This window comes from Streptomyces sp. NPDC056883 (assembly GCF_042788835.1).
Taxonomy (GTDB): domain Bacteria; phylum Actinomycetota; class Actinomycetes; order Streptomycetales; family Streptomycetaceae; genus Streptomyces; species Streptomyces stoeckheimensis.
In genome coordinates this window covers 149,425-176,343 of sequence record NZ_JBHUBS010000008.1, presented here as the reverse complement: position 1 = coordinate 176,343, position 26,919 = coordinate 149,425, and the positions used below count along the sequence as shown (strand labels likewise).

The 26,919-nt window shown below is 69.4% G+C and carries 21 protein-coding genes; 9 read left to right on the top strand and 12 right to left on the bottom strand.

From position 1 onward, the window contains the following. Positions 1-88: 88 nt before the first annotated feature. Positions 89-1,855, bottom strand: a complete 1,767-nt coding sequence (gene arc / locus ACFRU2_RS21400; protein WP_250740357.1) for a proteasome ATPase — start codon at positions 1,853-1,855, stop codon at positions 89-91. Between the two features lie 264 nt (positions 1,856-2,119). On the opposite strand from arc, the gene ACFRU2_RS21395 reads away from it, so the two are divergent. Further along, a complete protein-coding gene (locus tag ACFRU2_RS21395) occupies positions 2,120-2,452 on the top strand; it encodes a ferredoxin (protein ID WP_382974282.1) in 333 nt (110 codons plus the stop codon). A 4-nt stretch (positions 2,453-2,456) separates the two neighbouring features. On the opposite strand, the gene ACFRU2_RS21390 is transcribed toward ACFRU2_RS21395, so the two are convergent. From ACFRU2_RS21390 to ACFRU2_RS21380, 3 genes are all read right to left on the bottom strand, one after another. Then, the gene (locus tag ACFRU2_RS21390) at positions 2,457-3,083 is read right to left on the bottom strand and encodes a hypothetical protein (protein ID WP_382974280.1); all 627 of its coding nucleotides are present in this window, start codon (positions 3,081-3,083) and stop codon (positions 2,457-2,459) included. A gap of 263 nt (positions 3,084-3,346) precedes the next feature. Then, entirely contained in the window at positions 3,347-4,303 is a 957-nt protein-coding gene (locus ACFRU2_RS21385) for a tRNA (adenine-N1)-methyltransferase (RefSeq protein ID WP_382974277.1), read from the bottom strand. Positions 4,304-4,321: 18 nt separating this feature from the next. After that, positions 4,322-5,521, bottom strand: coding sequence for a site-2 protease family protein (locus ACFRU2_RS21380; RefSeq protein ID WP_382974274.1), 1,200 nt, complete (start codon positions 5,519-5,521; stop codon positions 4,322-4,324). A 176-nt stretch (positions 5,522-5,697) separates the two neighbouring features. Between ACFRU2_RS21380 and ACFRU2_RS21375 the strand changes: the two genes are divergently transcribed. After that, positions 5,698-6,645 carry a RecB family exonuclease gene (locus tag ACFRU2_RS21375; RefSeq protein WP_382974271.1) on the top strand — a complete coding sequence of 316 codons (948 nt, stop codon included), beginning with the start codon at positions 5,698-5,700 and terminating at the stop codon, positions 6,643-6,645. Positions 6,646-6,720: 75 nt separating this feature from the next. After that, complete coding sequence (locus ACFRU2_RS21370; RefSeq protein ID WP_250740353.1) at positions 6,721-7,395, top strand: response regulator transcription factor; 675 nt, start codon at positions 6,721-6,723, stop codon at positions 7,393-7,395. Between the two features lie 132 nt (positions 7,396-7,527). Here ACFRU2_RS21370 and ACFRU2_RS21365 read toward each other — a convergent pair whose 3' ends face one another. From ACFRU2_RS21365 to metH, 4 genes are all read right to left on the bottom strand, one after another. Next, positions 7,528-9,108, bottom strand: a complete 1,581-nt coding sequence (locus tag ACFRU2_RS21365; RefSeq protein WP_382974268.1) for an ABC transporter substrate-binding protein — start codon at positions 9,106-9,108, stop codon at positions 7,528-7,530. A 78-nt stretch (positions 9,109-9,186) separates the two neighbouring features. Continuing rightward, entirely contained in the window at positions 9,187-10,791 is a 1,605-nt protein-coding gene (locus ACFRU2_RS21360) for an ABC transporter substrate-binding protein (protein WP_382974266.1), read from the bottom strand. Positions 10,792-11,272: 481 nt separating this feature from the next. Further along, a complete protein-coding gene (locus tag ACFRU2_RS21355) occupies positions 11,273-11,974 on the bottom strand; it encodes an HAD family hydrolase (protein WP_382974264.1) in 702 nt (233 codons plus the stop codon). A gap of 184 nt (positions 11,975-12,158) precedes the next feature. After that, on the bottom strand, positions 12,159-15,668 hold the full coding sequence (gene metH, locus ACFRU2_RS21350) for a methionine synthase (RefSeq protein WP_382974262.1): 3,510 nt from the start codon (positions 15,666-15,668) through the stop codon (positions 12,159-12,161). Positions 15,669-15,931: 263 nt separating this feature from the next. Here metH and ACFRU2_RS21345 point away from each other — a divergent pair, with 263 nt between their 5' ends. The 5 genes from ACFRU2_RS21345 to ACFRU2_RS21325 all read left to right on the top strand — a co-directional run bounded on the left by ACFRU2_RS21345 (position 15,932) and on the right by ACFRU2_RS21325 (position 22,182). Next, positions 15,932-16,699 carry an IclR family transcriptional regulator gene (locus ACFRU2_RS21345; RefSeq protein WP_382974260.1) on the top strand — a complete coding sequence of 256 codons (768 nt, stop codon included), beginning with the start codon at positions 15,932-15,934 and terminating at the stop codon, positions 16,697-16,699. 329 nt (positions 16,700-17,028) lie between these two features. Beyond that, positions 17,029-17,811, top strand: coding sequence for an MIP/aquaporin family protein (locus tag ACFRU2_RS21340; RefSeq protein WP_266959047.1), 783 nt, complete (start codon positions 17,029-17,031; stop codon positions 17,809-17,811). A gap of 78 nt (positions 17,812-17,889) precedes the next feature. Next, on the top strand, positions 17,890-19,416 hold the full coding sequence (gene glpK, locus ACFRU2_RS21335) for a glycerol kinase GlpK (RefSeq protein ID WP_382974258.1): 1,527 nt from the start codon (positions 17,890-17,892) through the stop codon (positions 19,414-19,416). Positions 19,417-19,461: 45 nt separating this feature from the next. Then, the gene (locus tag ACFRU2_RS21330) at positions 19,462-21,069 is read left to right on the top strand and encodes an FAD-dependent oxidoreductase (protein ID WP_382974256.1); all 1,608 of its coding nucleotides are present in this window, start codon (positions 19,462-19,464) and stop codon (positions 21,067-21,069) included. A 126-nt stretch (positions 21,070-21,195) separates the two neighbouring features. Further along, the gene (locus ACFRU2_RS21325) at positions 21,196-22,182 is read left to right on the top strand and encodes a PAC2 family protein (protein ID WP_382974253.1); all 987 of its coding nucleotides are present in this window, start codon (positions 21,196-21,198) and stop codon (positions 22,180-22,182) included. A gap of 111 nt (positions 22,183-22,293) precedes the next feature. On the opposite strand, the gene mshC is transcribed toward ACFRU2_RS21325, so the two are convergent. The 4 genes from mshC to ACFRU2_RS21305 all read right to left on the bottom strand — a co-directional run bounded on the left by mshC (position 22,294) and on the right by ACFRU2_RS21305 (position 25,843). Further along, positions 22,294-23,523 carry a cysteine--1-D-myo-inosityl 2-amino-2-deoxy-alpha-D-glucopyranoside ligase gene (mshC, locus tag ACFRU2_RS21320; RefSeq protein WP_382974251.1) on the bottom strand — a complete coding sequence of 410 codons (1,230 nt, stop codon included), beginning with the start codon at positions 23,521-23,523 and terminating at the stop codon, positions 22,294-22,296. Positions 23,524-23,643: 120 nt separating this feature from the next. Then, positions 23,644-24,489, bottom strand: a complete 846-nt coding sequence (locus tag ACFRU2_RS21315) for an SCO1664 family protein (protein ID WP_382974639.1) — start codon at positions 24,487-24,489, stop codon at positions 23,644-23,646. Further along, positions 24,453-25,043 (bottom strand): DUF3090 domain-containing protein, encoded by a 591-nt coding sequence (locus ACFRU2_RS21310; RefSeq protein WP_243333987.1) that lies wholly within the window; start codon positions 25,041-25,043, stop codon positions 24,453-24,455. Before ACFRU2_RS21310 ends, ACFRU2_RS21315 begins: the two co-directional genes overlap by 37 nt. A 77-nt stretch (positions 25,044-25,120) precedes the next feature. Then, entirely contained in the window at positions 25,121-25,843 is a 723-nt protein-coding gene (locus ACFRU2_RS21305) for a histidine phosphatase family protein (protein ID WP_382974249.1), read from the bottom strand. Positions 25,844-25,905: 62 nt separating this feature from the next. Between ACFRU2_RS21305 and corA the strand changes: the two genes are divergently transcribed. Continuing rightward, positions 25,906-26,889, top strand: a complete 984-nt coding sequence (corA, locus tag ACFRU2_RS21300; RefSeq protein WP_382974247.1) for a magnesium/cobalt transporter CorA — start codon at positions 25,906-25,908, stop codon at positions 26,887-26,889. The last annotated feature ends 30 nt before the right edge of the window (positions 26,890-26,919 follow it).

Here is a 26,919-nt window from a genome sequence, read left to right as displayed (position 1 = left end):
CTTTGCCCTGTCACCGGCTGAAAAGAGCGTTTGGTAAAGCAGTCGGCTGCGGGTGCCCTTGCCGGGCGCCCGCAGCCGGCCCGCTTTGTCAGAGGTACTGACCGGTGTTGGCCACCGTGTCGATGGAGCGTCCGGTGTCCGCGCCTTGCTTTCCGGTGACGAGGGTGCGGATGAATACGATCCGCTCGCCCTTCTTTCCGGAGATTCGGGCCCAGTCGTCGGGGTTGGTGGTGTTGGGCAGGTCTTCGTTCTCCTTGAACTCGTCCACGCAAGCCTGGAGGAGATGGGCGACGCGAAGGCCCTTCTGGTTGTGCTCGAGGAAGGCCTTGATGGCCATCTTCTTCGCACGGTCCACGATGTTCTGGATCATCGCGCCCGAGTTGAAGTCCTTGAAGTAGAGGACTTCCTTGTCGCCGTTGGCGTACGTGACCTCGAGGAAGCGGTTCTCCTCGGTTTCGGCGTACATCTGCTCGACCACGGTCTGGATCATGCTGTGGACGGTTTCGGCGGTGGATCCCTGGTGCTCGCCGAGGTCGTCGGTGTGCAGGGGCAGGGTGGCCTTGAGGTACTTCGCGAAGATGTCCTTGGCGGCCTCGGCGCCGGGGCGCTCGATCTTGATCTTCACGTCGAGCCGGCCGGGGCGCAGGATGGCCGGGTCGATCATGTCCTCGCGGTTGGAGGCGCCGATGACGATGACGTTCTCCAGGCCTTCCACGCCGTCGATCTCGGCGAGCAGCTGGGGGACGATGGTGTTCTCCACGTCCGAGCTGACTCCGGATCCGCGGGTGCGGAAGAGGGATTCCATCTCGTCGAAGAAGACGATGACGGGGGTGCCCTCGCTCGCCTTCTCCCTCGCACGCTGGAAGACGAGGCGGATGTGCCGCTCGGTCTCGCCGACGTACTTGTTGAGGAGTTCGGGGCCCTTGATGTTCAGGAAGTAGGACTTCCCGGTGGGCTGGCCGGTGACTTCGGCGACCTTCTTGGCAAGGGAGTTGGCCACGGCCTTGGCGATGAGCGTCTTGCCACAGCCGGGGGGGCCGTAGAGCAGGATGCCCTTGGGGGGCCGCAGTTCGTGTTCCTTGAAGAGGTCGGGGTAGAGGTAGGGGAGCTCGACTGCGTCGCGGATCAGTTCGATCTGGTCGCCCAGGCCGCCGATCTTGTCGTAGTCGATGTCCGGGACCTCTTCGAGGACGAGGTCTTCGACCTCGCTCTTGGGGACGATCTCGTAGACGTAGCCGGAGCGGGGTTCGAGCAGCAGGGAGTCGCCGGGGCGGATGGTGACGTCCAGGAGCGGCTCGGCGAGCCTCACCACCCTTTCCTCGTCGGTGTGCCCGACCACCAGGGCGCGCTCGCCGTCCTCAAGGATTTCCTTGAGGGTGACGATGTCCCCGGCCCGTTCGAACTCCATGGCCTCGACCACGTTGAGGGCCTCGTTGAGCATGACCTCCTGGCCGCGCCGGAGGTCTTCCGGTTCGACGCTGGGGCTTACGTTCACTCGGAGCTTTCGGCCGCCGGTGAAGATGTCGACGGTTCCGTCTTCGTTCGACTGCAGGAAGACTCCGAAGCCGGCCGGCGGCTGTGCGAGCCGGTCGACTTCTTCTTTGAGGGCCACGATCTGGTCGCGGGCCTCGCGCAGGGTGTTCGCCAGCCGCTCGTTCTGTGCGGAGACGCCTGCCAGGTTTGTCTGGAGCTCGACGATCCGCTCTTCGAGAATCCTCGTGTGTCGCGGAGAGTCGGCGAGCTTACGTCGCAGGACGGCGATTTCCTGCTCGAGATAGGCAACCTGGCCGGCGGGGTCCTCAGACCCTCGCCCGGGCCGGATGCCGCGGTTGATGTCGTCGTCGTGGGCTGCCACGGTCCTCACCTCCTCCAAGGGGAGCTGGACGCTTTCTGACCCTACCTGGGCTGGTGGTGATTGAAACCCCTAGATCACAAAGACGGTAGGGGTGTGTCCGATCTTCACCCTTGCGTACTCCCTCCCGTCAAGGAAATACCCACCCATCAACATCGGAAAGCAGCCGGTTGTAAGGTCGAACTGTTCAACACCCGTCAGAGCTCGTGCGACTTGCTGCGCGTTGTGACCGGGATGGATCACTCAGAGCAGGGAACGGCAGGAGATATGACCGTGCAGCAGGAGGCAGCCACCGGGCAGGACGGGGGTGCCGCCGGCGTGGCCGGAGAGCCGCTCGAGGTCTGGATCGACCAGGATCTCTGCACTGGCGACGGCATCTGTGTGCAGTACGCACCGGAGGTGTTCGAGCTGGACATCGATGGTCTGGCGTACGTGAAGAGCCCTGCCGACGAGTTGCTCGTGGAGGCGGGGGCGACCACTCCGGTTCCGCTGGTGCTGCTGCAGGACGTGGTGGATTCCGCGAAGGAATGTCCCGGGGATTGCATCCACGTAAGGCGGGTTTCGGACAGGGTCGAAGTTTTTGGTCCGGACGCCGAGTGACGGTTCAAACACCTGTGGGGGTCGAGTCCGTAAGCTCCTGGCGGAATTTTCCGCCGGTCCAGCGCCACTTGGCGAGCTGCTTGGTGTCGGGGCTGTAGCGGGGCACTTCGGGCGAGGAGTACCCGAGGAGGCTCGCGGTGACGAGGCCGTCGCGGACGGTGAGGTCGGTCGCGGTCTGCTTGCGGCCGGCTTCGAGGAGTGTGGCGACGACGCGGGGGCTCGCGGTCTTCGCCGGGTCCTGGGCGAGGACGTAGATCGCGTGCGGCGGGGTGCCCGAGCCGGTGTCGCAGCGGACGGCCGCCACGGTTTCGGGGCGGCCGTCGCCGTCGAGGTCGCCTTCTGCGGTGGCCGTGACGGCTTGCGGGGCGCCCTTGCAGTCCAGGGGGTACGTGAGGGCGTGCGCGTCGGGAGCGGCCGCGGTGGCGGCCTGTTGGCCTTGGTCCGGGCTCGCGTGGCCCGTGGTGCGTACCGGGTCCGCGGAGGCTCCGGTGGCCGGGGCGGGTTGCAGGACTCCCGCGCCGGCTATGACGGCGGCGAGGGCCGAGGCGGTGGCCAGCCAGTGGACGGGCCGGGCCCGGTGGTGCGCCGGGGCGGGTGTGCTCGGCGCCGGCTCGGCGGGGCTGTGCGGCACGCGGGGTGTCTCCTGTGCGAAGGGTGACGGGGAGCCAGCATCGTGCCACACCTCACATCGGGGTGGAACGGGTGGGTCCGGACCGGTCGGGGCGCTCGCGCGGGACCGGCCCGTAGGGCAACGAAAAGACGCCGTGCCGCAGTTCCCGGATGGTCCGGGGGAACTGCGGCACGGCGTCTTCGTGTTGTCGGTGCGGGTCGCCCTGCCGGGTGGCGGGGCGGTCCTCAGGCCCTCGGGTCCTCGGGCCCTCAGCGGCTAGCGGCTCAGGCGGCGTCGCCGCTGTCGGCGGTCTCGACCGAGGCCGTGGCGGCCGTCTCCGCGGTCTTGGCTGCGGACTGGCTGCCGGGGCCTTCGTAGTCCTCGCCGTAGGCGCCCTTGGAGGGGCGGCGGCGGCGCATGGGCGGCTCGACGCCGTCGGCGAGGCGCCGGGCGGTGACGAGGAAGCCGGTGTGGCCGATCATGCGGTGGTCCGGGCGGACGGCCAGGCCCTCGACGTGCCAGTTGCGGATCATCGATTCCCAGGGCTGCGGTTCGGCGTAGCAGCCGAACTCGCGGATGGATTCGACGGTCCGGGAGAGCTGGGTGGTGGTGGCCACGTAGCAGCAGAGGATGCCGCCGGGGACCAGCGCCTTGGAGACGGCCTCCAGGCACTCCCAGGGGGCGAGCATGTCGAGGATCACGCGGTCGACGTCCGTGTCGGACAGGTTGTCCTGGAGGTCGCCCACGGTCAGCTGCCACGCGGGGTGCGGGCCGCCGAAGTAGCGCTCGACGTTGGCCGTGGCGATCTCGGCGAAGTCGGGGCGGCGCTCGTAGCTGTGGAGCATGCCCTGGTCGCCGATGGCGCGCAGCAGGAAGCTGCTCAGGGAGCCGGAGCCGACGCCTGCTTCCACGACGCGGGCGCCGGGGAAGATGTCGGCGAAGGCCAGGATCTGGCCCGCGTCCTTGGGGTAGACCACGGCGGCGCCGCGGGGCATGGACAGGACATAGTCGGGGAGCAGGGGACGCAGCGCGAGGTAGGCGACGTTGCCCGTGGTACGGACGACGCTTCCTTCGGGGGAGCCGATCAGCTCGTCGTGCGGGAAGGAACCCTTGTGGGTGTGGAAATTCTTCCCGGCTTCGAGCGTGAACGTGTAGTGGCGGCCCTTGGGGTCGGTGAGCTGTACCTGGTCCCCGACCTCGAAGGGCCCGCGTCGGCGGGCGGCACCGGTCGGTTCGGACATGTGACCAGTGTATTGGCTTCAGGACTGGGGCCGCGCCATGGCCTTCACGAAGGCCTTTTCGACGTCGAGGGTGGAGAGGACGCCGTAGATGGCGCCGTCGGGCTGGAGGACGAGGTATTCGGTGGCGGGGGTGGTGCGGAGGTGGTCGAGGAGTTCTTCGCCGGTGAGGTCCGCTGAAACCTTCATGCCGTCGGTGAGGTCTTGGGCGAGGGTGCCGGCGGAGACCCAGGGGCGGCGGTGTTCGGGGACGGAGGCGATGGCGCTCTCGCGGACGATGCCGGTGGGGTCTCCGAGTCCGTCGACGATGACGAGGGCGCGGGCGCCGGCTTCGTTGGCGCGGCGGAGGGCTTCGGAGAGGGGGGTGGCGTTCTCCACGGGGATGGCGCGGCGGGTGAGTTTGCGGGCGTGGAGTTCCGGGAGGTGTTCGCGGAGGCGGGCGACGCGGAGGCTGTTGCCGGCGCCGGTCCAGATGATGGCGGCGAGGATGGCGGCGAGGAGGGCGTCCATGACGGTGTCCATGCCGCCGATGTCGTCGGTGGGGTTGCCGAGGGTCCCGGTGTAGTTCAAGAGGGGCAGGCCGAGGAGGACGGCGACGGCGAGGGCGCGGCCGGCCCAGGCGGCGGCGATGGTGCCGGTCATGGGTTTGCCGGTGATGCCCCAGATGACGGCGCGGAGCATGCGGCCGCCGTCGAGGGGGAGGCCGGGGAGGAGGTTGAAGGCGGCGACGAGGAGGTTGGAGATCATGAGGCCGGCGAGGAGGACGCCGGGGACGCTGGCGGGTTCGACGGATTTCATGCCGAGGTAGAAGGCGCCGGCGAGGAGGAGGGAGAGGAGGGGGCCGACGAAGGCGAGGACGAATTCGCGGCCGGGGGTTTCGGATTCCTTCTCGATCTCGGAGACGCCGCCGAAGAACTGGAGCTGGATGCGGCGTACGGGGAGTTTGAAGCGGAGGGCGGCGATGGTGTGGGCGAGTTCGTGGACGAGGACCGAGGCGTAGAAGGCGACGGCGAAGAAGAGGGCCACGAGGTAGCGCAGGATGCCGAGGTCGGGCAGGATCCGGTCGAGCTGGTCGCCGAAGACCCAGGTGATGAGGGCGGCGACGAGGAACCAGCTGGGCGAGACGTAGACGGGCACGCCGAAGGGGCGGCCCATGAGGAGTCCGCCGCCCGGTCCTGAGCGCCGGCCCGCGCGCTCGCCGGTTTCGTCGGTGTCTGCCACGGTTGTCCTTCGTTCGCTGCTGTCCGGTGCGGTGGTGCGCCGGTGGTTCTGGTGTCTTTTTCCCGTGGTGTCGGGGTGCGCCGTTGCGCGGTGTGATGCTCCGATCATGCAGTGCGAGGGGGGTCGGCGTCGATGGTATGCGCGTGCTGTCGGTGGCGGGTCGTAGGGTTTTGTCTATGACGACGAGCCCCGGCAGCGGTCCGGACGATGCAGTGACCTCTCCCGTGCCTGGTTCCGTACCCGGTTCGGTGCCCGCGCAGGCGGTGGCCGCGCAGGCGGTGGCCGCGCAGGCGGTGGCCGTGGCGCCTACGTCGCTGTCGCCTTCGCGGGCGAGCGATTTCATGCGGTGTCCGTTGTTGTACCGGTTCCGTGTGATCGACAAGTTGCCGGAGAAGCCGAGTGCGGCGGCGACGCGGGGGACGTTGGTGCACGCGGTGCTGGAGCGGCTTTTCGATCATCCGGCGGCGGAGCGGACGGCGCCGCGGGCGAAGGCGTTGATTCCGGGGCAGTGGGACCGGCTGGTGGAGTCGAAGCCGGAGTTGCTGGAGCTGTTCCCGGGGGGTGACGAGGGGGCGGGGCTGGCGCGCTGGCTCACCGAGGCCGAGGCGTTGGTGGACCGGTGGTTCACGTTGGAGGACCCGACGCGGCTGGAGCCGGTGGAGCGGGAGTTCTTCGTGGAGACGGAGCTGGAGTCGGGGCTCCGGCTGCGCGGGATCATCGACCGGGTGGACGTGGCGCCGACGGGTGAGGTGCGGATTGTCGACTACAAGACGGGGAAGGCGCCGCGGCCGGAGTATGCCGAGGGTGCGCTGTTCCAGATGAAGTTCTACGCGCTGGTGGTGTGGCGGCTGAAGCGGGTGGTGCCGCGGCGGCTCCAGCTGGTGTATCTGGGCAGTGGGGACGTGATCACGTACGACCCGGTGATCGAGGATCTGGAGCGGATGGAGCGCAAGCTGCTGGCGCTGTGGGAGGCGATCCGGGAGGCGACGGAGACGGGTGACTGGCGGCCGCGGCAGTCGAAGCTGTGCGGCTGGTGTGATCATCAGGCGGTGTGTCCGGAGTTCGGTGGTACTCCCCCGGTCTATCCGCTGGCGTTGCCGTCCGCCGGGCGGGGCGAATCCTGATCTTGGTGGCAGGGCAGAATGGGCGGGGTTCCCCGTTGGGGTCCGACCGAATCCGATGAACGCGAGGTAGACCCCGTGGCGATCCGCGTACTGCTGGTCGACGATCAGCCGCTGCTGCGCACCGGTTTCCGGATGATCCTGGAGGCCGAGGAGGACTTGGCGGTGGTCGGCGAGGCCGGGGACGGTCTGCAGGCGCTGGATCAGGTGCGGGCGTTGCAGCCCGATGTGGTGCTGATGGACATCCGGATGCCGCGGATGGACGGGGTGGAGGCGACGCGGCAGATCACGGGTCCGGGTCGGGACGGTCCGGCGAAGGTGCTGGTGCTGACGACGTTCGATCTGGACGAGTACGTGGTGGAGGCGCTGCGGGCGGGGGCCAGTGGGTTCTTGCTGAAGGATGCGCCGGCGGCGGAGCTGGTGCAGGCGATCCGGGTGGTGGCGGGTGGCGAGGCGATGCTGGCGCCGAGCATCACGCGGCGGTTGCTGGACAAGTACGCGGGGCATCTGCCGTCGGGTGAGGACAGCGTTCCGGACATGATCGCTTCGTTGACGGAGCGTGAGGTCGAGGTGTTGAAGCTGGTGGCCCGGGGGCTGTCGAATGCGGAGATCGCGGCGGATCTGTTCGTGAGCGAGACGACGGTGAAGACGCATGTGGGTCATGTGCTGACGAAGCTGGGTCTGCGGGACCGGGTGCAGGCGGCGGTGTACGCGTACGAGAGCGGTCTGGTGCGTCCGGGGGCCGGTCAGTAGGCGGCTCGGGTCGCTGTGGGCGGGCGGCTCGGGTCGCTCCGGGAAGGCTGCTCGGGCGCCTTATCGCAGGTACGGGTACGGGCCCGCTTCCGCTGGTGCGGAGGCGGGCCCGTCGTCGTGCCGGGGGGGTGCTCAGCCCTTGCTGATCTCCCAGAAGCGGAAGACGGTGGAGGCGTCGAGGGACCACTGCAGGCCGGTCACGTTCTGGCGGGTGACGGCGTACTGCTTGCTCTGCCAGAGCGGGAGGATCGGGACCTCGTCGGCGACGATGTCCTGGAGGCGGGCGTAGTCGCCGCTGGCGGAGGAGCGGTCGGACTTGGCGGAGGTCGACGGGATGATCGTCCCGGTGATCTCCTTGTTGTCGTAGTTGTTGTGCAGCACGTTGTCGGGGCCGAAGAAGGGCTGCGTGAAGTTGTCGGCGTCGGGGTAGTCGGGGACCCAGCCCTTGACGTAGACGCCGTACTTGCCGTCCTGGATGTCCTTCTCGTACTGCTCGAACTCGACGGACTTGACGTCGGCTTCGAAGAGGCCGCTGTCGTTGAGCTGCTTGGCGATGAGCTGGAATTCCTGGTCGGTCGACGGGCCGTAGCGGGTGGGCGTCGAGTACAGGGTGATCTTGACCTTGTCCTTGATGCCGGCTGCGCGGAGGACTGCCTTGGCCTTCTCGGGCTGGGGGGTGCCGCCGTAGCGGTCGAAGAAGGCGGTGGTGTGGGAGGCGATGCCGGCCGGGACGATGGAGTAGAGCGGGGTGGCGGTGCCGTCGTAGACCTCGCGGACGAGGGCTTCGCGGTCGACGAGGTAGGCGATGGCCTTGCGGACGGGCAGCTTTCCGGCCACGGGGTCGGCCGTGTTGAAGACGAGGTGCTCGACTTCGGCGCCGGCGCCCTGGACGACCTCGACCTTCTGGTCGCCGGTCTGGGTGGCGAGGCCGGCGATGTCCTTGGCGGCGAGGCCGCGGAAGGCGAAGTCGACGTCTCCGCTTTCGAGGACCTTCTTGAGGGCGGCCTGGTCCTCGTTGAAGAACTTCATCGTGACGCCGCTGTTCTTCGGCTTGGCCTTGCCGCTGTAGCTGTCGTTGACGGAGAAGGAGGCGCTCTTGTCGTTGATGGAGTCCAGCTTGTAGACGCCGGAGCCGAAGGCCTTGCCGTCGGTTCGGAGTTTGTCCGCGGGGTACTGGGTGTGGTCGACGATGGAGCCGGCGCCGGATGCGATCTTGCTGGGGAAGGTCGCGTCGGGGGCCTTGAGGTGGAAGACGACGGTCTTGTCGTCGGGGGTGTCGATGGTGCCGATCGACGCGAGCATGACGGCGGGGCCGTTCTCGTCGTTGATCTTGAGGGTGCGCTCGAAGGAGTACTTGACGTCCTTGGAGGTGAGGCTGTTGCCGTTGCTGAACTTCAGGCCGCCGCGCAGGGTGCAGGTGAAGGTCTTGCTCTCGCCGCCCTCGAAGCCGCAGGACTGTGCGGCGTCGGGTTCGGGGTTGGTGCCGCCCTTGGGGAAGCTGAGCAGGGACTGGAAGACGTTGTTGAAGAGCAGCCAGGAGCCGGGGTCGTAGCCCGAGGCGGGGTCGGTGGCCTTCACCTTGTCGGATATGCCCATGACGACGCCCTTGCCGCTGCCGGCGTTGGAGCCGTCCGTCGCACCGCAACCGCTCAGCAGCGCGGCGGCGGTGGCCGCTCCGAGGGGGGCTGCCAACCACTGGTTCCGTGTCTTCACGCGAACATCCTTCTCAGTCTTACTGGCTCGTCTGGTTCTGGTGCCCGGGGGGTGGGCACCGGGCCTGGTGCCGGGGTGTCAGCCGCTGACGCCGCGGCCGAGTTCCCACAGCTGGAGGTCGGAGATGGCGTTGACCGACCACTCCACTCCGGTGATCCCGTCGCGTGCGGCGACGTACTGCTTGCCCTGCCACAGGGGCAGGACGGGTACGTCCTCGGCGACGATGTCCTGCATCTCCGCGATCGCGGGTCCGGCGACGCCCCGGTCGACGGCGCGGCGCGATTCGGGGATGAGCTTGGTGCGCACCGTGGTGTTGGCGTACGGGGTGCCGAGGAAGTTGTCCTGCTCCAGGAAGGGGGCGAGGAAGTTGTCGGCGTCGGGGTAGTCGGGGAACCAGCCGAGCCCGTAGGCGGCGTAGTCGCCCTTCTTCTGTGCGGGCCTGAAGGCGGCCCAGTCGGCGCCCTGGACGGTGATGTCGAAGAGCTGGGTGGAGTTCAGCTGGGCCTTGAGGGCTTCGAACTCGGCCGCGGTGCCGTCGCCGTAGTGGTCGTTGGTGTAGTTGAGGGTGAGCTTGACGGGGGTTTTGATCCCGGCGGCCTTCAGCAGGTCGGCGGCCTTGGCGGTGTTGGCTTCGCCGTACTTGTTGAAGAAGGAGTTGACGTGGCCGCTCACGGTGGTGGGGACCAGTGAGTACAGGGGCTGCGCGGACTTGCCGTAGACCTTGGTGATGAGGGCGTTGCGGTCGACGGCTGCGGCGAGGGCCTGGCGTACGGCCTTGTCCTTGACTCCGGGGGCGTCGGTGTTGAAGCCGATGTAGCGGATCTCCAGGCCGGGCATGGGGACGAGCTTGATGCCCTTGGGGGGCTTGGCGGAGAGTTCGGTGATCTGGGCGGGCGACAGGGTGCGCGAGACCATGTGGACGGCGCCGCGCTCCAGGGCCTTGCCCATGGCGTCGGAGTCGTCGAAGGCGCGCAGTTCGGCCTTGTCGTTCTGGAGTTTCAGATCACCCTTGTAGTGCGGGTTCTTGGTGAAGACGGCGCGGACGAGGCGGTTGTCCTTGACTTCGGCCTTCATCGTGTAGGGGCCGGAGCCGTCGACGGTGAAGCCGGTGCGGAGCTTCTTGGCGTCGTACTTCTTGGCGCTGACGATGCCCGCGGCGGGGGTGGAGAGCTTCTGCGGGAAGGTGGCGTCGGCGGTCTTGAGGTGGAAGACGACGGTGTCGGCGCCCTTGGTCTCGACGGTGTCGACGGTGGAGAGCAGCGAGGAGGGGCCGTTCTCGTCCTTGATGGCGAGGACGCGTTCGATGGAGAACTTGACGTCCTGCGCGGTGAGGGGGCTGCCGTCGGCGAAGGTGAGGCCGGGGCGCAGGACGCAGCGGTAGCTCTCGTTGCCGGTGTCGGTGAAGCGGCAGTCGTGTGCTGCTTCGGGGACGGGCTGGCCGCCGCCTCGCGGGGTGTGCATCAGCGTCTGGACGGTCTGGCGGAGGATGTTCCAGGTGCCGGCGTCGTAGGCGTAGGCGGGGTCGAGCGGGGCGGGGGCGTAGTCGGCTGCCTCGAACCGGTCGGTGGTGCCGACGACGATCGTTCCGGATCCTGCTCCTGCGCCGCTGGTGCTGCCGCAGGCGGTCAGCGCGGGGGTGAGCAGTCCGGCGGCTGCCGTCAGCGCCATGGTCTTGCGGTTCATGCTGGAAGTACTCCCTCGACCCGGCACTTGTTCAAAGCTGGCGTGGAGGGCATCGCGGCGGTCGCCCGGTCTGGGCGGAACGATCGGGCCGGTGGTGTGACGATCGGTCCACGCGGTTCCGGAACAGGGGTGTGTGTCCGGGACGGCTGAGGTGCGGCGCAGTGCCCGTATCGACATTAGTGGCCTGCGGAGGGGTGGCTTGAACCGTGTGGAGCGGGGGTGTTGTCGCTCTGTTGCGGGAGTTGACCGGGCGGTGTGCGCGGGGTGGTGCGCAGATTCGGTCAGGTGCTGATCAATGGGGACACAAGGGGTGGTGCGGGAGGGCGCGCAGTGGTGCGAAGGGGTCTTTGCGGGTGACAAAGGTCACCCGGGACAACTCCCCCGGCAGGGATGGAATTTCGGCCTCCGGGGAAGTGCGCGGGAGATCCGCCCGCGGGACCTTGGTCCTGGGGTCGGATCTCCCGGTACGGAGCGTGCGCGGTCAGTTCAGCGGAGTGATGAGGGAGCGCAGGAAGGGCAGGTCGACGTCTTCGAGGGAGCCGACGATGGTGCGGCCCGGGGCGGGTGCGATCTGGCCTACGGAGGGGATGGCGACGACCCTGCATCCGGCGGCTTCGGCGGCGGCGACGCCGGTGGCGGTGTCCTCGATGACGGCGCAGCGGGAGGGGTGGGCGCCGAGGGTGTGGGCGGCGAGGAGGTAGGGGTCGGGGTGCGGCTTGGTGCGCGTGACCTCGTCGCCGGCGACGGTCATGGTGAAGCGGTCGCGGCCGAGGGTGAGCAGGACCTGGTCGATGACGCGCCGGTGGGAGGCGGAGACCAGGGCGGTGGGGACGTTGTGCCGGGCCAGTTCGCTCAGGAGGCGTTCGGCGCCGGGCATGAGGGGTACGCGGTCGGCGATGCGGGCTTCGAAGCGCTCGTTGAGCAGGACGGTGAGTTCGGCGAGGCCGATGTCGGCGCCGGTGGATTCGATGAGGAAGCCGGCGCTGCGGGTCATGGGGCCGCCGACGACGACGTCGCGCCAGGATTCGTCGAGGCGGTGGCCGAGTTCGGCGAAGACGCCGACTTCGATCTCCCACCAGAAGCCCTCGGTGTCGACGAGGGTGCCGTCCATGTCGAGCAGCACCGCCTGCAGGGCGTGTCCGTCTGCCGTACGGGCGACGGGGGCGGGGACTGTGCTCGTCATGCGCGCACCTTTCGGGGGGTCCGTTGGGGACGAGAAGGCCGGTCACCTCACCTCCGGGGGCGTGCCCGGGGGAACAGGTGACCGGCCTGTATGGGACCGACTAGTGTACGCCGGTCCGTCTCGATGTGCGTTGAATTACGTCTCGGCGTGCGCGGTGGTGCGTCTCGGTGTGGGTCGAGGCGTCTCAGCGTGCGTTGAAGTACTTCGCTTGGGGGTGGTGGATGACGATGGCGTCGGTGGACTGCTCGGGGTGGAGCTGGAACTCCTCCGAGAGGTGGACGCCGATGCGCTCGGGCTGGAGGAGGTCGGCGATCTTGGCGCGGTCCTCCAGGTCGGGGCAGGCGCCGTAGCCGAGGGAGAAGCGGGCGCCGCGGTACTTCAGGTCGAACATGTCCTCGACCTTGGCGGGGTCCTCGCCGCCGAAGCCGAGCTCGGCGCGGACCCGGGCGTGCCAGTACTCGGCCATGGCCTCGGCGAGCTGGACGGAGAGGCCGTGGAGCTCCAGGTAGTCGCGGTAGGAGTCGGACTCGAACAGCTTGGCCGTGGCCTCGCCGATCTTGGAGCCGACGGTGACGACCTGGAGGCCGACGACGTCGGTTTCGCCGGACTCTTCGGGGCGGAAGAAGTCGGCGAGGCACAGGCGGCGGCCGCGGCGCTGGCGCGGGAAGGTGAAGCGGGTCCGCTCGTTGCCGGCTTCGTCGAGGATGATCAGGTCCTCGCCCTTGGACACGCAGGGGAAGTAGCCGTAGACGACGGCGGCTTCGAGGAGGTTCTCGGTGTGCAGCTTGTCGAGGAGGCCGCGCAGGCGCGGGCGGCCCTCGCTCTCGACGAGCTCCTCGTACGTGGCTCCGCCGGCGCGCGCCTGCTTGAGGCCCCACTGACCCTTGAAGAGGGCGCCTTCGTCGAGCCAGGAGGCGTAGTCCTTGAGCGGGATGCCCTTGACCACGCGGGTGCCCCAGAACGGCGGGGTGGGGACGGGGTTGTCGGTGGAGGTGTCGGAGCGGCCGCCGGGCTCTTCGGTCTCCTCGACGAGGGCCGCAGTGTCGCGCTTGGCGACGCGGCGCTGCTTGAGTTCGGGGAGGCTGGCGCCGGGGACTCCGCGCTTGACGGCGATGAGGGCGTCCATGAGGCGCAGGCCCTCGAAGGCGTCGCGGGCGTAGCGGACCTCGCCCTCGTAGATTTCGTGGAGGTCTTGTTCGACGTAGGCGCGGGTGAGGGCGGCGCCGCCGAGGATGACCGGGTAGTCGGCTGCCAGCTTGCGCTGGTTGAGCTCCTCCAGGTTCTCCTTCATGATCACCGTGGACTTGACCAGCAGACCGGACATGCCGATCACGTCGGCCTTGTGTTCCTGCGCGGCTTCGAGGATCGCGGAGACCGGCTGCTTGATGCCGATGTTGACCACGTTGTAGCCGTTGTTGGTCAGGATGATGTCGACGAGGTTCTTGCCGATGTCGTGGACGTCGCCGCGGACGGTGGCCAGGACGATGGTGCCCTTGCCCTCGTCGTCGCTCTTCTCCATGTGCGGTTCCAGGTGGGCCACCGCGGTCTTCATGACTTCGGCGGACTGGAGGACGAAGGGCAGCTGCATCTGGCCGGAGCCGAACAGCTCGCCGACGACCTTCATGCCCTCCAGCAGGGTGTCGTTGACGATGTCGAGGGCGGGGCGGGTCTGGAGGGCCTCGTCGAGGTCGGCGTCCAGGCCGTTCTTCTCGCCGTCGATGATCCGGCGCTGCAGGCGCTCGTCCAAGGGCAGCGCGAGGAGTTCCTCGGCGCGGCCGGCCTTCAGCGACTTGGTGTTGACGCCCTCGAAGAGGGCCATCAGCTTCTGGAGGGGGTCGTAGCCCTCGGCGCGCCGGTCGTAGATCAGGTCGAGGGCGGTGGTGACCTGCTCGTCGTCGAACCGGGCGATCGGCAGGATCTTGGAGGCGTGGACGATCGCGGAGTCCAGGCCGGCCTTGACGCATTCGTCGAGGAAGACCGAGTTCAGCAGGACGCGGGCGGCCGGGTTGAGGCCGAAGGAGATGTTGGAGAGGCCCAGGGTCGTCTGGACTTCGGGGTGGCGGCGCTTGAGCTCGCGGATCGACTCGATCGTGGCGATGCCGTCCTTGCGGGACTCTTCCTGGCCGGTGCAGATGGTGAAGGTCAGGGTGTCGATGAGGATGTCGGACTCGAGGATGCCCCAGTTCCCGGTCAGGTCGTCGATGAGGCGCTCGGCGATGGCGACCTTGTGCTCGACGGTGCGGGCCTGGCCCTCCTCGTCGATGGTCAGGGCGATCAGCGCGGCGCCGTGTTCCTGGGCGAGGCGGGTGACCTTCGCGAAACGGGACTCCGGGCCGTCGCCGTCCTCGTAGTTCACCGAGTTGATCACGGCGCGGCCGCCGAGCTTCTCCAGACCGGCCTGGAGGACGGGGACCTCGGTGGAGTCCAGCACGATGGGCAGCGTCGAGGCGGTCGCGAAGCGTCCGGCCAGCTCCTGCATGTCGGCGACGCCGTCACGGCCGACGTAGTCCACGCACAGGTCGAGCATGTGCGCGCCCTCGCGGATCTGGTCGCGGACCATTTCCACGCAGTCGTCCCAGCGGGCCTCGAGCATGGCCTCGCGGAACTTCTTCGACCCGTTCGCGTTGGTGCGCTCACCGATCGCCATGTAGGAGATGTCCTGGCGGAACGGGACCGTCTGGTAGAGCGAGGAGGCGCCGGGCTCGGGGCGGGGGTCGCGGACGGCCGGGTCCAGGCCGCGGACGCGCTCGACGACCTGGCGCAGGTGCTCGGGGGTGGTGCCGCAGCAGCCGCCGACCAGGGAGAGGCCGTACTCGCGGACGAAGGTCTCCTGGGCGTCGGCGAGCTCGCTGGCGGACAGCGGGTAGTGCGCGCCGTTCTTGCCGAGGACGGGCAGGCCGGCGTTGGGCATGCAGGAGAGCGGGATGCGGGAGTTGCGCGCCAGGTAGCGCAGGTGCTCGCTCATCTCGGCGGGGCCGGTGGCGCAGTTCAGGCCGATCATGTCGATGCCCAGCGGCTCCAGCGCGGTCAGCGCGGCGCCGATCTCCGAACCCAGGAGCATCGTGCCGGTGGTCTCCACCGTCACCGAGCAGATCAGCGGGACGGAGACGCCGAGGGCCTCCATGGCGCGGCGGGCACCCACGATGGAGGACTTCGTCTGCAGGAGGTCCTGGGTGGTTTCCACGAGGAGCGCGTCGGCGCCGCCGGTGATCAGGCCTTCGGCGTTGATCTGGTAGGCGTCGCGGATGGTTCCGTAGTCGATGTGGCCCAGGGTGGGCAGCTTCGTGCCGGGGCCCATCGAGCCGAGGACCCAGCGCTGCTGTCCGGTGGAGGCGGTGAACTCGTCGGCGATCTCGCGGGCGATCCGGGCACCGGCCACCGACAGCTCGTGGTTCCGGTCGGCGATGTCGTACTCGGCGAGCGCGGCATAGTTCGTGCCGAACGTGTTCGTCTCGACGCAGTCGACACCGGCCTCGAAGTACTCGCGGTGCACATTGGCCACGATGTCGGGGCGGGTGACGTTGAGGACCTCGTTGCAGCCTTCGAGCTGTTCGAAGTCTTCCAGGGTGGGGTCCTGGGCTTGGAGCATGGTTCCCATGGCTCCGTCGGCGACGACCACGCGGGTCTTCAACGCCAGGCGGAGGGCATCGGCCCGGGTCTGGGTGTCTGCGGGCGGGTTCGGCAACGAGGCCATGGTTGAGCTCCCTGGGATGCGACGGCTGTCGGCTTTGCACCCCCTCTGTGTCAAGGGTGCACGCGGCCAGGGTAACGGTGCATACCCGGCCCCGGTGAGGGTGTCCCACGTGGCGGACTGCATTCTGTGCCCGGAGGGCGGCGACTTCCGGCCGGGGTGTCCTGGGCCACTCGTATCGGTGGACTCTGCCCTCATCATGCACAAAGTCGGCATCGACCGATAGTGTTCAGCATTGTCGAACTACGTCAGCAGGAGGCTGCGCGATGGCACGGAACATCCAGTCGCTCGAACGAGCCGCTGCGATGCTGCGGCTCCTGGCGGGCGGCGAGCGCCGGCTGGGGCTCTCGGACGTCGCCTCCTCCCTTGGCCTGGCCAAGGGCACGGCGCACGGGATCCTGCGCACGCTGCAGGCCGAGGGTTTCGTGGAGCAGGACCCGGCTTCGGGCCGCTACCAGCTCGGCGCGGAGCTGCTCCGCCTGGGCAACAGCTATCTGGACGTCCACGAGCTGCGGGCGCGCGCCCTGGTGTGGACGGACGACCTGGCCCGCGCGAGCGGGGAGAGCGTGTACGTGGGGGTGCTGCACAAGAGCGGGGTGCTGATCATGCACCACGTGTTCCGGCCCGACGACAGCCGTCAAGTGCTGGAGGTGGGGGCCATGCAGCCGCTGCATTCCACGGCCCTGGGCAAGGTGCTGTCGGCGTACGACCCGGTGGCGCACACGCAGGTCCTCGAGGTGGAGCGGGAGTCCTTCACCCCGCGGACGGTCACGGACGGCGCCGGCTTCGAGGAGGTCCTGGGGCTGATCCGGGCCCGCGGCTGGGCCAGCGACGTCGAGGAGACCTGGGACGGGATCGCCTCGGTGGCGGCCCCGATCCACGACCGCCGCAGGATGCCGGTCGGTGCGGTGGCCGTCGCGGGCGCCGTGGAGCGGGTGTGCGGGGACTCCGGAGAGCCCCGGGCGTCGCTGGTGGCCTCCGTACGGGACTGCGCGCGGGCGGTTTCGCGCGATCTCGGGGCGGGCCGGTTCTGACCTTGGCATGACCTCATCGCTCCGCCCGGACCACCCAACGGCCGCGTCAAAGTGGCATTTGGGTGGTTTTTGGCGTTTGATGATCAACGAATGGCCTAATTTGTTCGATCACACCGGCCGGTAACGATCCGGCTCATTGGCCTGGTCAACTCTTGACGCCCGCTTCACCTGGGCGGAAAACTGCCGTTCATCGGTCGGCAATGCCGAACACCTACCGGCAATACGCGCTAGGGTGTGGCAAGGCCAAGGACCGGTGCAGCACTCACCGAGTGCGTGGACCGCCGGAGGGACCCGGCGGCCACCACCCCTGAACGACAAAGGAGTCGCGGGTGTCCAGCTCCGACATCTTCATCGGCGAGACCATCGGTACCGCCCTGCTCACCCTGCTCGGTGGCGGCGTGTGCGCCGCACTGACCCTCAAGAGCTCCAAGGCTCGGGGCGCCGGCTGGCTCGCGATCACCTTCGGCTGGGGTTTCGCCGTCCTGATCGCCGCCTACGTCTCCGCACCGCTCTCCGGTGCACACCTGAACCCGGCGGTCACCGTCGGCATCGCGATCAAGACCGGCGAGTGGGGTGACGTTCCGGTCTACTTCGCCGGCCAGCTCCTCGGCGCCATGATCGGCGCGGTTCTGATGTGGCTCGCCTACTACGGCCAGTTCCGGGCGCACCTGTCCGACCCGGAGCACATCCGTGACGCCAAGCTCGGTCCCGAGGACCCGCACCCGCACGACGTGGCCGGCCCCGTGCTCGGGATCTTCTCCACGGGCCCCGAGATCCGCAACGTCGTCCAGAACCTGACGACCGAGATCATCGGCACCGCCGTCCTGGTCCTGGCCATCCTGACCCAGGGCCTGCAGGACGACGGCAAGGGCCTCGGCGTGATCGGCGTCCTGATCACCTCGTTCGTGGTGGTCGGCATCGGCCTCTCGCTCGGCGGCCCGACCGGTTACGCCATCAACCCGGTGCGCGACCTCGGCCCGCGCATCGTCCACGCCCTGCTGCCGCTGCCCAACAAGGGCGGCTCGGACTGGGGCTACTCCTGGATCCCGGTCCTCGGTCCCCTCGCGGGTGCCGCGCTCGCCGGCGGTCTGTACAACATCGCGTTCGCCTGATCAGCAATCGGCACCACGGCACCTCCCGCACCGCCATTCTGATTCCGCCTACTTCGACACCTGCCAGGAGCAGCCACCATGACCACCAGCACCGGCCCCTTCATCGCCGCGATCGACCAGGGCACCACCTCCTCCCGCTGCATCGTCTTCGACCGTGACGGCCGCATCGTCGCCGTCGACCAGAAGGAGCACGAGCAGATCTTCCCGAAGCCGGGCTGGGTGGAGCACGACGCCACCGAGATCTGGGCCAACGTCCAGGAGGTCGTCGCCTCGGCCATCGCGAAGGCGGAGATCACCGCGGCGGACGTCAAGGCCGTCGGCATCACCAACCAGCGCGAGACCACCCTGCTGTGGGACAAGAACACCGGCGAGCCGGTCCACAACGCGCTGGTCTGGCAGGACACCCGCACCGACGCCCTGTGCAAGGAGCTCGGCCGCAACGTCGGCCAGGACCGCTTCCGCCGCGAGACCGGCCTGCCGCTGGCGAGCTACTTCGCCGGCCCCAAGGTCCGCTGGCTGCTCGACAACGTCGAGGGCCTGCGCGAGCGCGCCGAGGCCGGGGACATCCTCTTCGGCACCATGGACTCCTGGGTCATCTGGAACCTCACCGGCGGCGCCCAGGGCGGTGTGCACGTCACCGACGTCACCAACGCCTCGCGCACCATGCTGATGAACCTGCACACCCTGGCCTGGGACGAGAAGATCGCCGAGTCCATGGACGTACCGCTCAACGTCCTCCCGGAGATCAAGTCCTCCGCCGAGGTCTACGGCCACGTCAAGGAGGGCGTCCTCGCGGGTGTCCCGGTCGCCTCGGCGCTCGGTGACCAGCAGGCCGCGCTGTTCGGCCAGACCTGTTTCGCCGAGGGCGAGGCGAAGTCCACGTACGGCACCGGAACGTTCATGCTCATGAACACCGGCGACAAGATCATCAACTCCTACAGCGGCCTGCTGACCACGGTCGGCTACCAGATCGGCGACCAGCAGCCGGTCTACGCGCTGGAGGGCTCCATCGCCGTCACCGGCTCGCTCGTCCAGTGGATGCGCGACCAGATGGGCCTGATCAAGTCCGCGGCCGAGATCGAGACCCTGGCCTCCTCCGTCGAGGACAACGGCGGCGCGTACTTCGTGCCGGCCTTCTCCGGCCTGTTCGCCCCGTACTGGCGCTCCGACGCCCGCGGCGTGATCACCGGCCTCACCCGGTACGTCACCAAGGCGCACATCGCCCGTGCCGTCCTGGAGGCCACCGCCTGGCAGACCCGCGAGATCACCGACGCCATGACCAAGGACTCGGGCGTCGAGCTCGCCGCCCTCAAGGTCGACGGCGGCATGACCTCCAACAACCTGCTGATGCAGACGCTCTCGGACTTCCTGGACGCCCCCGTGGTGCGCCCGATGGTCGCCGAGACCACCTGCCTCGGCGCGGCCTACGCCGCCGGCCTGGCCGTCGGCTTCTGGCCCGACACCGACGCCCTGCGCGCCAACTGGCGCCGCGCGGCGGAGTGGACCCCGCGGATGCCCGCCGAGCAGCGGGAGCGCGAGTACAAGAGCTGGCTCAAGGCCGTCGAGCGGTCCATGGGCTGGGTCGACGACGAAGACGCCAGCTGACCGCACGGCCGGCGCACTGCGACGAGTAAGTAGGAGTCAACGGATATGAGCACCCTGCAGAGCGTTCCCACCCTGGGTACGCACCCGACCGCCGGTTCGAACGCGAGCCGTGCCGAGACCCGTGAGCAGCTGGCCAAGGCCACGTACGACCTGCTGGTCATCGGCGGTGGCATCCTGGGCATTTCGGTGGCCTGGCACGCCGCGCAGTCGGGTCTGCGGGTCGCCATGGTGGACGCCGGCGACTTCGCCGGCGCCACCTCCTCGGCCTCCTCCAAGCTCGTCCACGGCGGCCTGCGCTACCTGCAGACCGGTTCGGTCAAGCTGGTCGCCGAGAACCACCACGAGCGCCGGGTGCTGGCCAAGGACGTGGCCCCGCACCTGGTCAACCCGCTCACCTTCTACCTCCCGGTGTACAAGGGCGGTCCGGTGGGTGCGGCGAAGCTGGGCGCGGGCGTGTTCGCGTACTCGGCGCTGTCGGCCTTCGGCGACGGCATGGGCAAGATCATTTCTCCGGCCCGTGCCGCCGCCGACAACCCGGGTCTGAAGACGGACGACCTCAAGGCCGTCGCGGTCTACTACGACCACCAGATGAACGATTCGCGCGTCGCCGTGATGACGGTCCGCGCGGCCGTCGAGTCGGGCGCGGTCGTCCTGAACCACGCCGAGGTCACCGGTCTGCGCATGACGCGCGGCCGGGTCTCGGGCGCCGAGCTCAAGGACCGCCTGGACGGTACCGAGTTCGGTGTGGACGCCCGTGTCGTGCTGAACGCCACCGGCCCGTGGGTGGACCACCTGCGGCGCATGGAGGACAAGCACTCGATGCCGTCCATCCGCCTTTCCAAGGGCGCGCACATCGTGATGAAGCGCAAGTCGCCGTGGAAGGCCGCCATGGCCACCCCGATCGACAAGTACCGCATCACCTTCGCCCTGCCGTGGGAGGACCAGCTGCTGCTGGGCACCACGGACGAGGTGTACGAGGGCGACCCGGCGGACGTGCGCGCCACCGAGGCCGACATCCAGCAGATCCTGGACGAGGCGGCCTTCTCGGTGAAGGACGCGGATCTGGACCGCTCGTTGATGACGTACGCCTTCGCGGGTCTGCGCGTGCTGCCCGGCGGCCCGGGCGGGGTCGAGAAGGCCAAGCGCGAGACGGTCGTCTCCGAGGGTGCGGGCGGCATGCTGTCGGTGGCCGGCGGCAAGTGGACCACGTACCGGCACATCGGGCGCGTGGTCATGGACAAGCTGGCCAAGCTGCCGGGCAGCCCGCTGACCGAGGACATGGAGCCGGTGAAGTCGCTGGTACGCCGGATCGCGCTGCCCGGTGTCGCCAACCCGAACGCGGTGGCGCACCGGCTGCTCGTGGACCGCGAGCCGGGCTCCCGGATGGACCCGCTGACCGCGCGGCACCTGGCCTCGCACTACGGTTCGCTGGCCTTCGACATCGCGCGCCTCGCCAACGAGGACCCGGCGCTGGCCGAGCGGATCCACCCGGACGGGCCGGAGATCTGGGCGCAGGTCGCCTACGCCCGGGACAACGAGTGGGCCGAGACGGCGGACGACGTGCTGCGCCGCCGTACGACGGTGACGGTCCGCGGTCTGGACAACGCGGAAGTGCGCGGCCGGGTCGAGGAGATGCTGGCCCACAAGGCATAAGCAGGGGCGTGAACGGGCAGAGGGGCGGTTCCAGGGGAACCGCCCCTCTGTCGTGGGCTGTGGCCGGTGCCTCATCAAGGCTTAGGCTGACCCACGTACACAAGGGAACTTCGGAAGGAGACCTGGGTGATCGAGCTTGAGGGCGTGCCCGAGCTGATCGACCCGGTCATGGTGGCCGCGTTCGAGGGCTGGAACGACGCGGGTGACGCGGCCTCCGGTGCGGTCGCACACCTGGACCGGGAGTGGAAGGGCGAGGTCTTCGCGGCTCTGGACGCCGAGGACTACTACGACTTCCAGGTCAACCGGCCGACGGTGTGGCTGGACAACGGGGTCCGCAAGATCACGTGGCCGACGACCCGGCTGTCGGTGGTCCGGATCGGCGGGACCAAACCGCGCGACCTGGTGCTGGTGCGGGGCATCGAACCGTCCATGCGGTGGCGTTCGTTCTGCAACGAGATCCTGGGCTTCGCCCACGAACTCGGCGTGGAGATGGTCGTCATCCTGGGGGCGCTGCTGGGCGATACCCCGCACACCCGGCCGGTGCCGGTCAGCGGGGTGACCTCTGACGCGGATCTGGCGCGGACGATGGACCTGGAGGAGACCAAGTACGAGGGCCCGACCGGGATCGTGGGCATCCTCCAGGAGGCCTGCACCCATGCCGGGGTGCCGGCGGTGTCCCTGTGGGCGGCGGTGCCGCACTACGTGTCCCAGCCGCCGAACCCGAAGGCCACGCTGGCCCTGCTGAACCGCCTCGAGGATCTGATCGACATCCGGATCCCGCTGGGCGAACTCCCCGAGGACGCGCGGGCGTGGCAGCTGGGCGTGGACCAACTGGCCGCGGAGGACTCCGAGGTGGCGGAGTACGTCCAGACGCTGGAGGAGGCGCGGGACACCGCCGACCTGCCCGAGGCGTCCGGGGATGCGATCGCCCGGGAGTTCGAGCGGTACCTGCGGCGGCGGGATCCGTCTGCCGGGGCGGAGCCGGGGGACGGGTCGTATCTGCGGGACACCTCCGGCGGGCTGACGCGGCCGCCGAAGCGGAAGCCGGAGCCGTCGGTGGACGAGCCTCCGGCGGTCTCGCCGGACGAGGACGAGACGCCTCCGGAGGCGTAGCCGTACGAAAGGGCGGGGCGGGGATTTTCTCCCCGCCCCGCCCTTTCGCTGTTTCCCGGGGCGCTGCCCCGGACCCCGCTCCTCAAACGCCGGAGGGGCTGGAATTTCCGGTTACAGGGCCACGCCCAGCAGCGCGTCGACCGTGCGGGACACGAGGCCCGGGGCCGACTCGTCGTCTCCGTCGGTGACGAGCTGGCGCTCGACCCAGCGGTCCACCGCCGCGAGGGCGGCAGGGGCGTTCAGGTCGTCGGAGAGGGCCTCGCGGACCTCCTCGACCAGGTCGTCGGCCGGGATGCCGTCGGGGCGGGAGACGGCCGCGCGCCAGCGGCCCAGTCGGGCCACCGCCTCCGCGAGGACCTCGTCGGTCCACTCCCAGTCCGCGCGGTAGTGGTGCGAGAGCAGGGCCAGGCGGATCGCCGCCGGGTCCACGCCCGCACGCCGCAGGGCCGATACGAAGACCAGGTTGCCCTTGGACTTCGACATCTTCTCGCCGTGCAGGGCGACCATCCCGGCGTGTACGTACGCCTTGGCCATCGGGAACTCGCCCGTCAGGACCTGGGCGTGCGAGGCACCCATCTCGTGGTGCGGGAAGGCCAGGTCGGAGCCGCCGCCCTGGATGTCGAAGGTCATCCCCAGGTGGTCCAGGGCGATGGCCACGCACTCGATGTGCCAGCCGGGCCGGCCGCGGCCCAGCGAGCCGCCGTCCCAGCTCGGCTCGCCCGGGCGGGCGGCCATCCACAGCATCGGGTCGAGCGGGTTCTTCTTGCCCGCGCGGTCGGGGTCGCCGCCCCGCTCGGCCGACAGCAGCCGCATCGCCTCGGCGTCCAGGTTGGACACCTTGCCGAAGTTCGGGTCGGACTCCACCGAGAAGTAGACGTCGCCGTCCAGCTCGTAGGCGGCGCCCGCATCGCGCAGCCGCTCGACCAGCGGCACGATGCCGGGTATGGCCTCGACGGCGCCGATGTAGTGCTGCGGCGGCAGCATCCGCAGAGCGGTCATGTCCTCACGGAAGAGAGCCGTCTCGCGTTCGGCGAGCTCGGTCCAGTCCTGGTTGTCGCGCAGGGCCCGCTCCAGCAGTGGATCGTCGACGTCCGTGACGTTCTGGACGTAGATGACCTGCCGCTTGGTGTCGAGCCACACGCGCTGCACGAGGTCGAACGCGTTGTAGGTCGCCGCGTGACCGATGTGCGTCGCGTCGTACGGGGTGATCCCGCAGACGTAGATACGGGCGACGGGACCGGGGGCGAGGGTGATCGCCCCTTGGGTCGCGGTGTCGTGGATCTGGAGGTCGCGGCCCTTGCCAGGCAGGGCGGGGACCTCAGAAGCGGGCCAGGCATGCATGTCTCGAGCCTAACCGGACGGGTGTTCCGAAAACTAACCGGACCTGCACTGTTGTCCGGATCGGCGCTCTTGCGCCATGGCCGGTTCTGTGCGTGGGTCCCGCTGCGGGCCCCGGCCCGGTCAGACGGGCGGCCAGGGGATCGCGGGCCACTGCCCCGAGGGCTGCGGATGCTTCCCGGAGCGCAGCAGCAGGGCCACGCGGGCCCGTACGGCGGCCAGCTCGGCGGTGGTGACCAGTTCGGCCAGTCGGGTGGCGAGGGGCTGTCCGGAGGCCAGTGCGGCCTCCAGGGCGGTCAGGACGGACCCCGCTTCCTCCGTCAGCGGCTCCCCGGCCCAGCCCCAGAGCAGGGTGCGCAGTTTGTCCTCGGTGTGGAAGGTCACGCCGTGGTCGATGCCGTAGAGGCGTCCGTCGGGGGCGGGCAGCAGGTGGCCGCCCTTGCGGTCGCCGTTGTTGATCACGGCGTCGAGGACGGACATGCGGCGCAGCCGTTCGTCGTCGGCGTGCACGAGGAGCGCGGTGCGGCCCTCGCCGACCTCGGCGAAGGCGACGGGCTTCCAGCCCTCCCCCGCCTCCTCGCCGTCCACGAGCGCGAGCAGCTCGGCCTCCGGGGACTCCCCGGTCTCGATCCACTGCTGGACCATGCCCTCGCCGTACGGTCCGTCGCGCAGCACGGTCGGGGGCACGAGCCCCCAGCCGGTGGCCTCGGAGACCAGGTAGGCGGCGACTTCGCGCTGGGCGAGATTGCCGTCGGGGAAGTCCCACAGCGGGCGCTCGCCCTTGACCGGCTTGTACACGCAGTCGGTGCTCGTGCCCCCGTGCGTGACGGTGCACAGCAGGACGGCGTTGGACGCCTCCCGGATCCGGCCGACGACGGTGAGTTCCCCGTGGGCCAGCAGTGCTTCGAGTTCCGGCGTTCCCCCCGTTGCGTTCACGCTTGGCGCCGGTAGCCGTTCTGGCGCGGGCAGACGTGCCCTTCGGGGTCCAGCGGGAGGCTGCACAGCGGGCACGGCGGCCGGCCCGCGTTGACCACGTCCAGGGCCCGCTTGGTGAAGGCCCGGGCCTGGGCGCCGGTGAGGCGGACCCGGAGCATCGGCGGACCGTTCTCCTCGTCCTGGAGCAGCCGCTCCTCCGCCTCGGCGAGATCCTCCTCCGAGTCGGCGTCGAGTTCCACCAGGGCCTGCGCCTCGACGATCATGCGCTGGTCCTCGCCGTCCCAGGCCAGGGCCATGGTGCCGACGCGGAACTCCTCCTCGACGGGGACGTCGAGGGGGGCGGTGTCGGTCGCTTCGGCGGGTGCCACGGCCGGGACGGGGGCATTGCCCCCGGTGCGCCGCACGACCTCGTCCAGCAGCTCTTCCATCCGCTCCGCGAGCGCCGCCACCTGGGTCTTCTCCAGGGAGACGGAGGTGACGCGGGGGCCGGTGGAGGCCTGCAGGAAGAACGTACGGCGTCCAGGCAGGCCGACCGTGCCGGCCACGAAACGGTCCGGTGGGTCGTAGAGGAACACCTGACGGGGCACGTCCAGTCTCCAAGCGTCGGCAGCAGGGGCAGGGCTGCGCCCATGGGTTGGCCCGTCCACCCTACTGCTCCGTTCGATCACACCGCGCCCGCACCACCCCCTACGACCGCCTCGCCGCCCGCTTCCGCGGCGTCCTGGGCCGCCGCGGCGTCCGGCGAGGCCTTTTCGCGGGGTGCGAAGGAGGCGAAGTCGCCGGTGTCGCCGAGCCGGAGCAGGAAGGGCCGGGTCGGCGTGTAGCGGATCGCGGTGACCGAGCAGGGGTCGACGTGGATCCGCTGGAAGAGGTCCAGGTGCATGCCGAGGGCGTCCGCGACAAGGGACTTGATGATGTCGCCGTGCGAGCACATCAGGAACACGGCGTCGGCGCCGTGCTCCTCCTCGATCCGCGCGTTCCAGTCCCGTACGGCGTCCACGGCGCGGGCCTGCATGGCGCGCATGGACTCGCCGCCGGGGAAGGCGGCGGCCGAGGGGTGCTGCTGGACGATGCGCATCAGCGGTTCTTCGGACAGTTCGGAGAGTTTGCGGCCCGACCAGTCGCCGTAGTGGCACTCGCCGATCCGCTCGTCGGTGTGCAGGGCGAGTCCGGGCCGCGCCGCCAGCAGCGGGGCCAGGGTCTCGGCGCACCGCTCCAGCGGGCTGGTGACGGCGGCGGCGAGGGGCACGGCGGCGAGCCTCCCGGGCAGCGCGGCGGCCTGTGCGGCTCCGTGCTCGTCGAGGGTCACCCCCGGGGTCCATCCGGCGAGCAGCCCTGCGGTGTTGGCGGTGGACCGCCCGTGTCGTACGAGGATCAGCGTGGCCATGGCAGAAGGGTAAGCGGTGCCGTCGGCGTGCGGTCGGGGCCGGGGCAGGGAACAATGCGCGAGTGATTGTGGACTGCGCCATGTACCGCGAAGGCCGCCGCTCCGCGGCGCCCGACGACTTCTCCGATGCCCTCGACGAGGCGCGGGCCACCGGTGACGCCTTCCTCTGGGTGGGCATGTACGAACCGACGGAGAAGGAGTTCGAGCACGTCAGCCACGAGTTCGGGCTGCACCCGCTGGCGGTGGAGGACGCGCTGACCGCGCACCAGCGGCCGAAGATGGAGGTCTACGACGATTCGCTGTTCGTGGTCCTGAAGCCGGTGATGTACGACGACGCGTCGGACACGGTGAGCACGGGCGAGCTGATGCTCTTCATCGGCGACTCCTTCGTCGTCACGGTCCGGCACGGCGAGGGGGCCGCGCTGGCCGCCGTGCGCCACCGGCTGGAGCACGAGCCCGAGGTGCTCAAGCACGGCCCCACTGCGGTGCTGTACGCGGTCGCGGACGCGGTGGTGGACCACTACATCGAGGTGGCCGCCGAGCTCCAGGGGGATCTGGAGGAGCTGGAGGCGGAGGTCTTCGCTCCGAACCCCTCGGACAGCAAGAACACCGCCGCCCGGATCTACGGGTTCAAGCGGCAGGTCCTGGAGTTCCGCCGGGCCACGAGTCCGCTGCTCGCGCCGATGGACCGGCTCGCCTTCGGGAACGTGCCCTTCGTGCACGAGCACGCCCAGCCGTTCTTCCGCGACGTCGCCGACCACCTGACCAAGGCGAACGAGTACATCGAGGGTCTGGACCGGCTGCTCTCGGACGCGCTGGCCGCGCACCTGGCGCAGATGGGCGTCCGGCAGAACGACGACATGCGCAAGATCTCGGCCTGGGCCGCCATGGCGGCGGTGCCGACGATGGTGGCGGGGATCTACGGGATGAACTTCGCGCACATGCCGGAGCTCAAGCACAAGTGGGGCTATCCGCTGGTGCTGCTGGTGATGGTGGCCCTCTGTCTGGGCCTGCACCGGATGTTCAAGCGCCGCGGCTGGCTCTGACCGTCCCTGCCTCCCTGTCCCCCGGCCGGC

What these genes read in the sequence shown, in the direction of transcription:
- ACFRU2_RS21395 (WP_382974282.1), top strand. Translation starts at nt 2,120, where the DNA reads ATGACCGTGCAGCAGGAGGCAGCCACCGGGCAGGACGGGGGTGCCGCC.
- ACFRU2_RS21385 (WP_382974277.1), bottom strand. Translation starts at nt 4,303, where the DNA reads ATGTCCGAACCGACCGGTGCCGCCCGCCGACGCGGGCCCTTCGAGGTC.
- ACFRU2_RS21375 (WP_382974271.1), top strand. Translation starts at nt 5,698, where the DNA reads ATGACGACGAGCCCCGGCAGCGGTCCGGACGATGCAGTGACCTCTCCC.
- ACFRU2_RS21360 (WP_382974266.1), bottom strand. Translation starts at nt 10,791, where the DNA reads ATGAACCGCAAGACCATGGCGCTGACGGCAGCCGCCGGACTGCTCACC.
- ACFRU2_RS21355 (WP_382974264.1), bottom strand. Translation starts at nt 11,974, where the DNA reads ATGACGAGCACAGTCCCCGCCCCCGTCGCCCGTACGGCAGACGGACAC.
- metH (WP_382974262.1), bottom strand. Translation starts at nt 15,668, where the DNA reads ATGGCCTCGTTGCCGAACCCGCCCGCAGACACCCAGACCCGGGCCGAT.
- ACFRU2_RS21345 (WP_382974260.1), top strand. Translation starts at nt 15,932, where the DNA reads ATGGCACGGAACATCCAGTCGCTCGAACGAGCCGCTGCGATGCTGCGG.
- glpK (WP_382974258.1), top strand. Translation starts at nt 17,890, where the DNA reads ATGACCACCAGCACCGGCCCCTTCATCGCCGCGATCGACCAGGGCACC.
- ACFRU2_RS21330 (WP_382974256.1), top strand. Translation starts at nt 19,462, where the DNA reads ATGAGCACCCTGCAGAGCGTTCCCACCCTGGGTACGCACCCGACCGCC.
- mshC (WP_382974251.1), bottom strand. Translation starts at nt 23,523, where the DNA reads ATGCATGCCTGGCCCGCTTCTGAGGTCCCCGCCCTGCCTGGCAAGGGC.
- ACFRU2_RS21305 (WP_382974249.1), bottom strand. Translation starts at nt 25,843, where the DNA reads ATGGCCACGCTGATCCTCGTACGACACGGGCGGTCCACCGCCAACACC.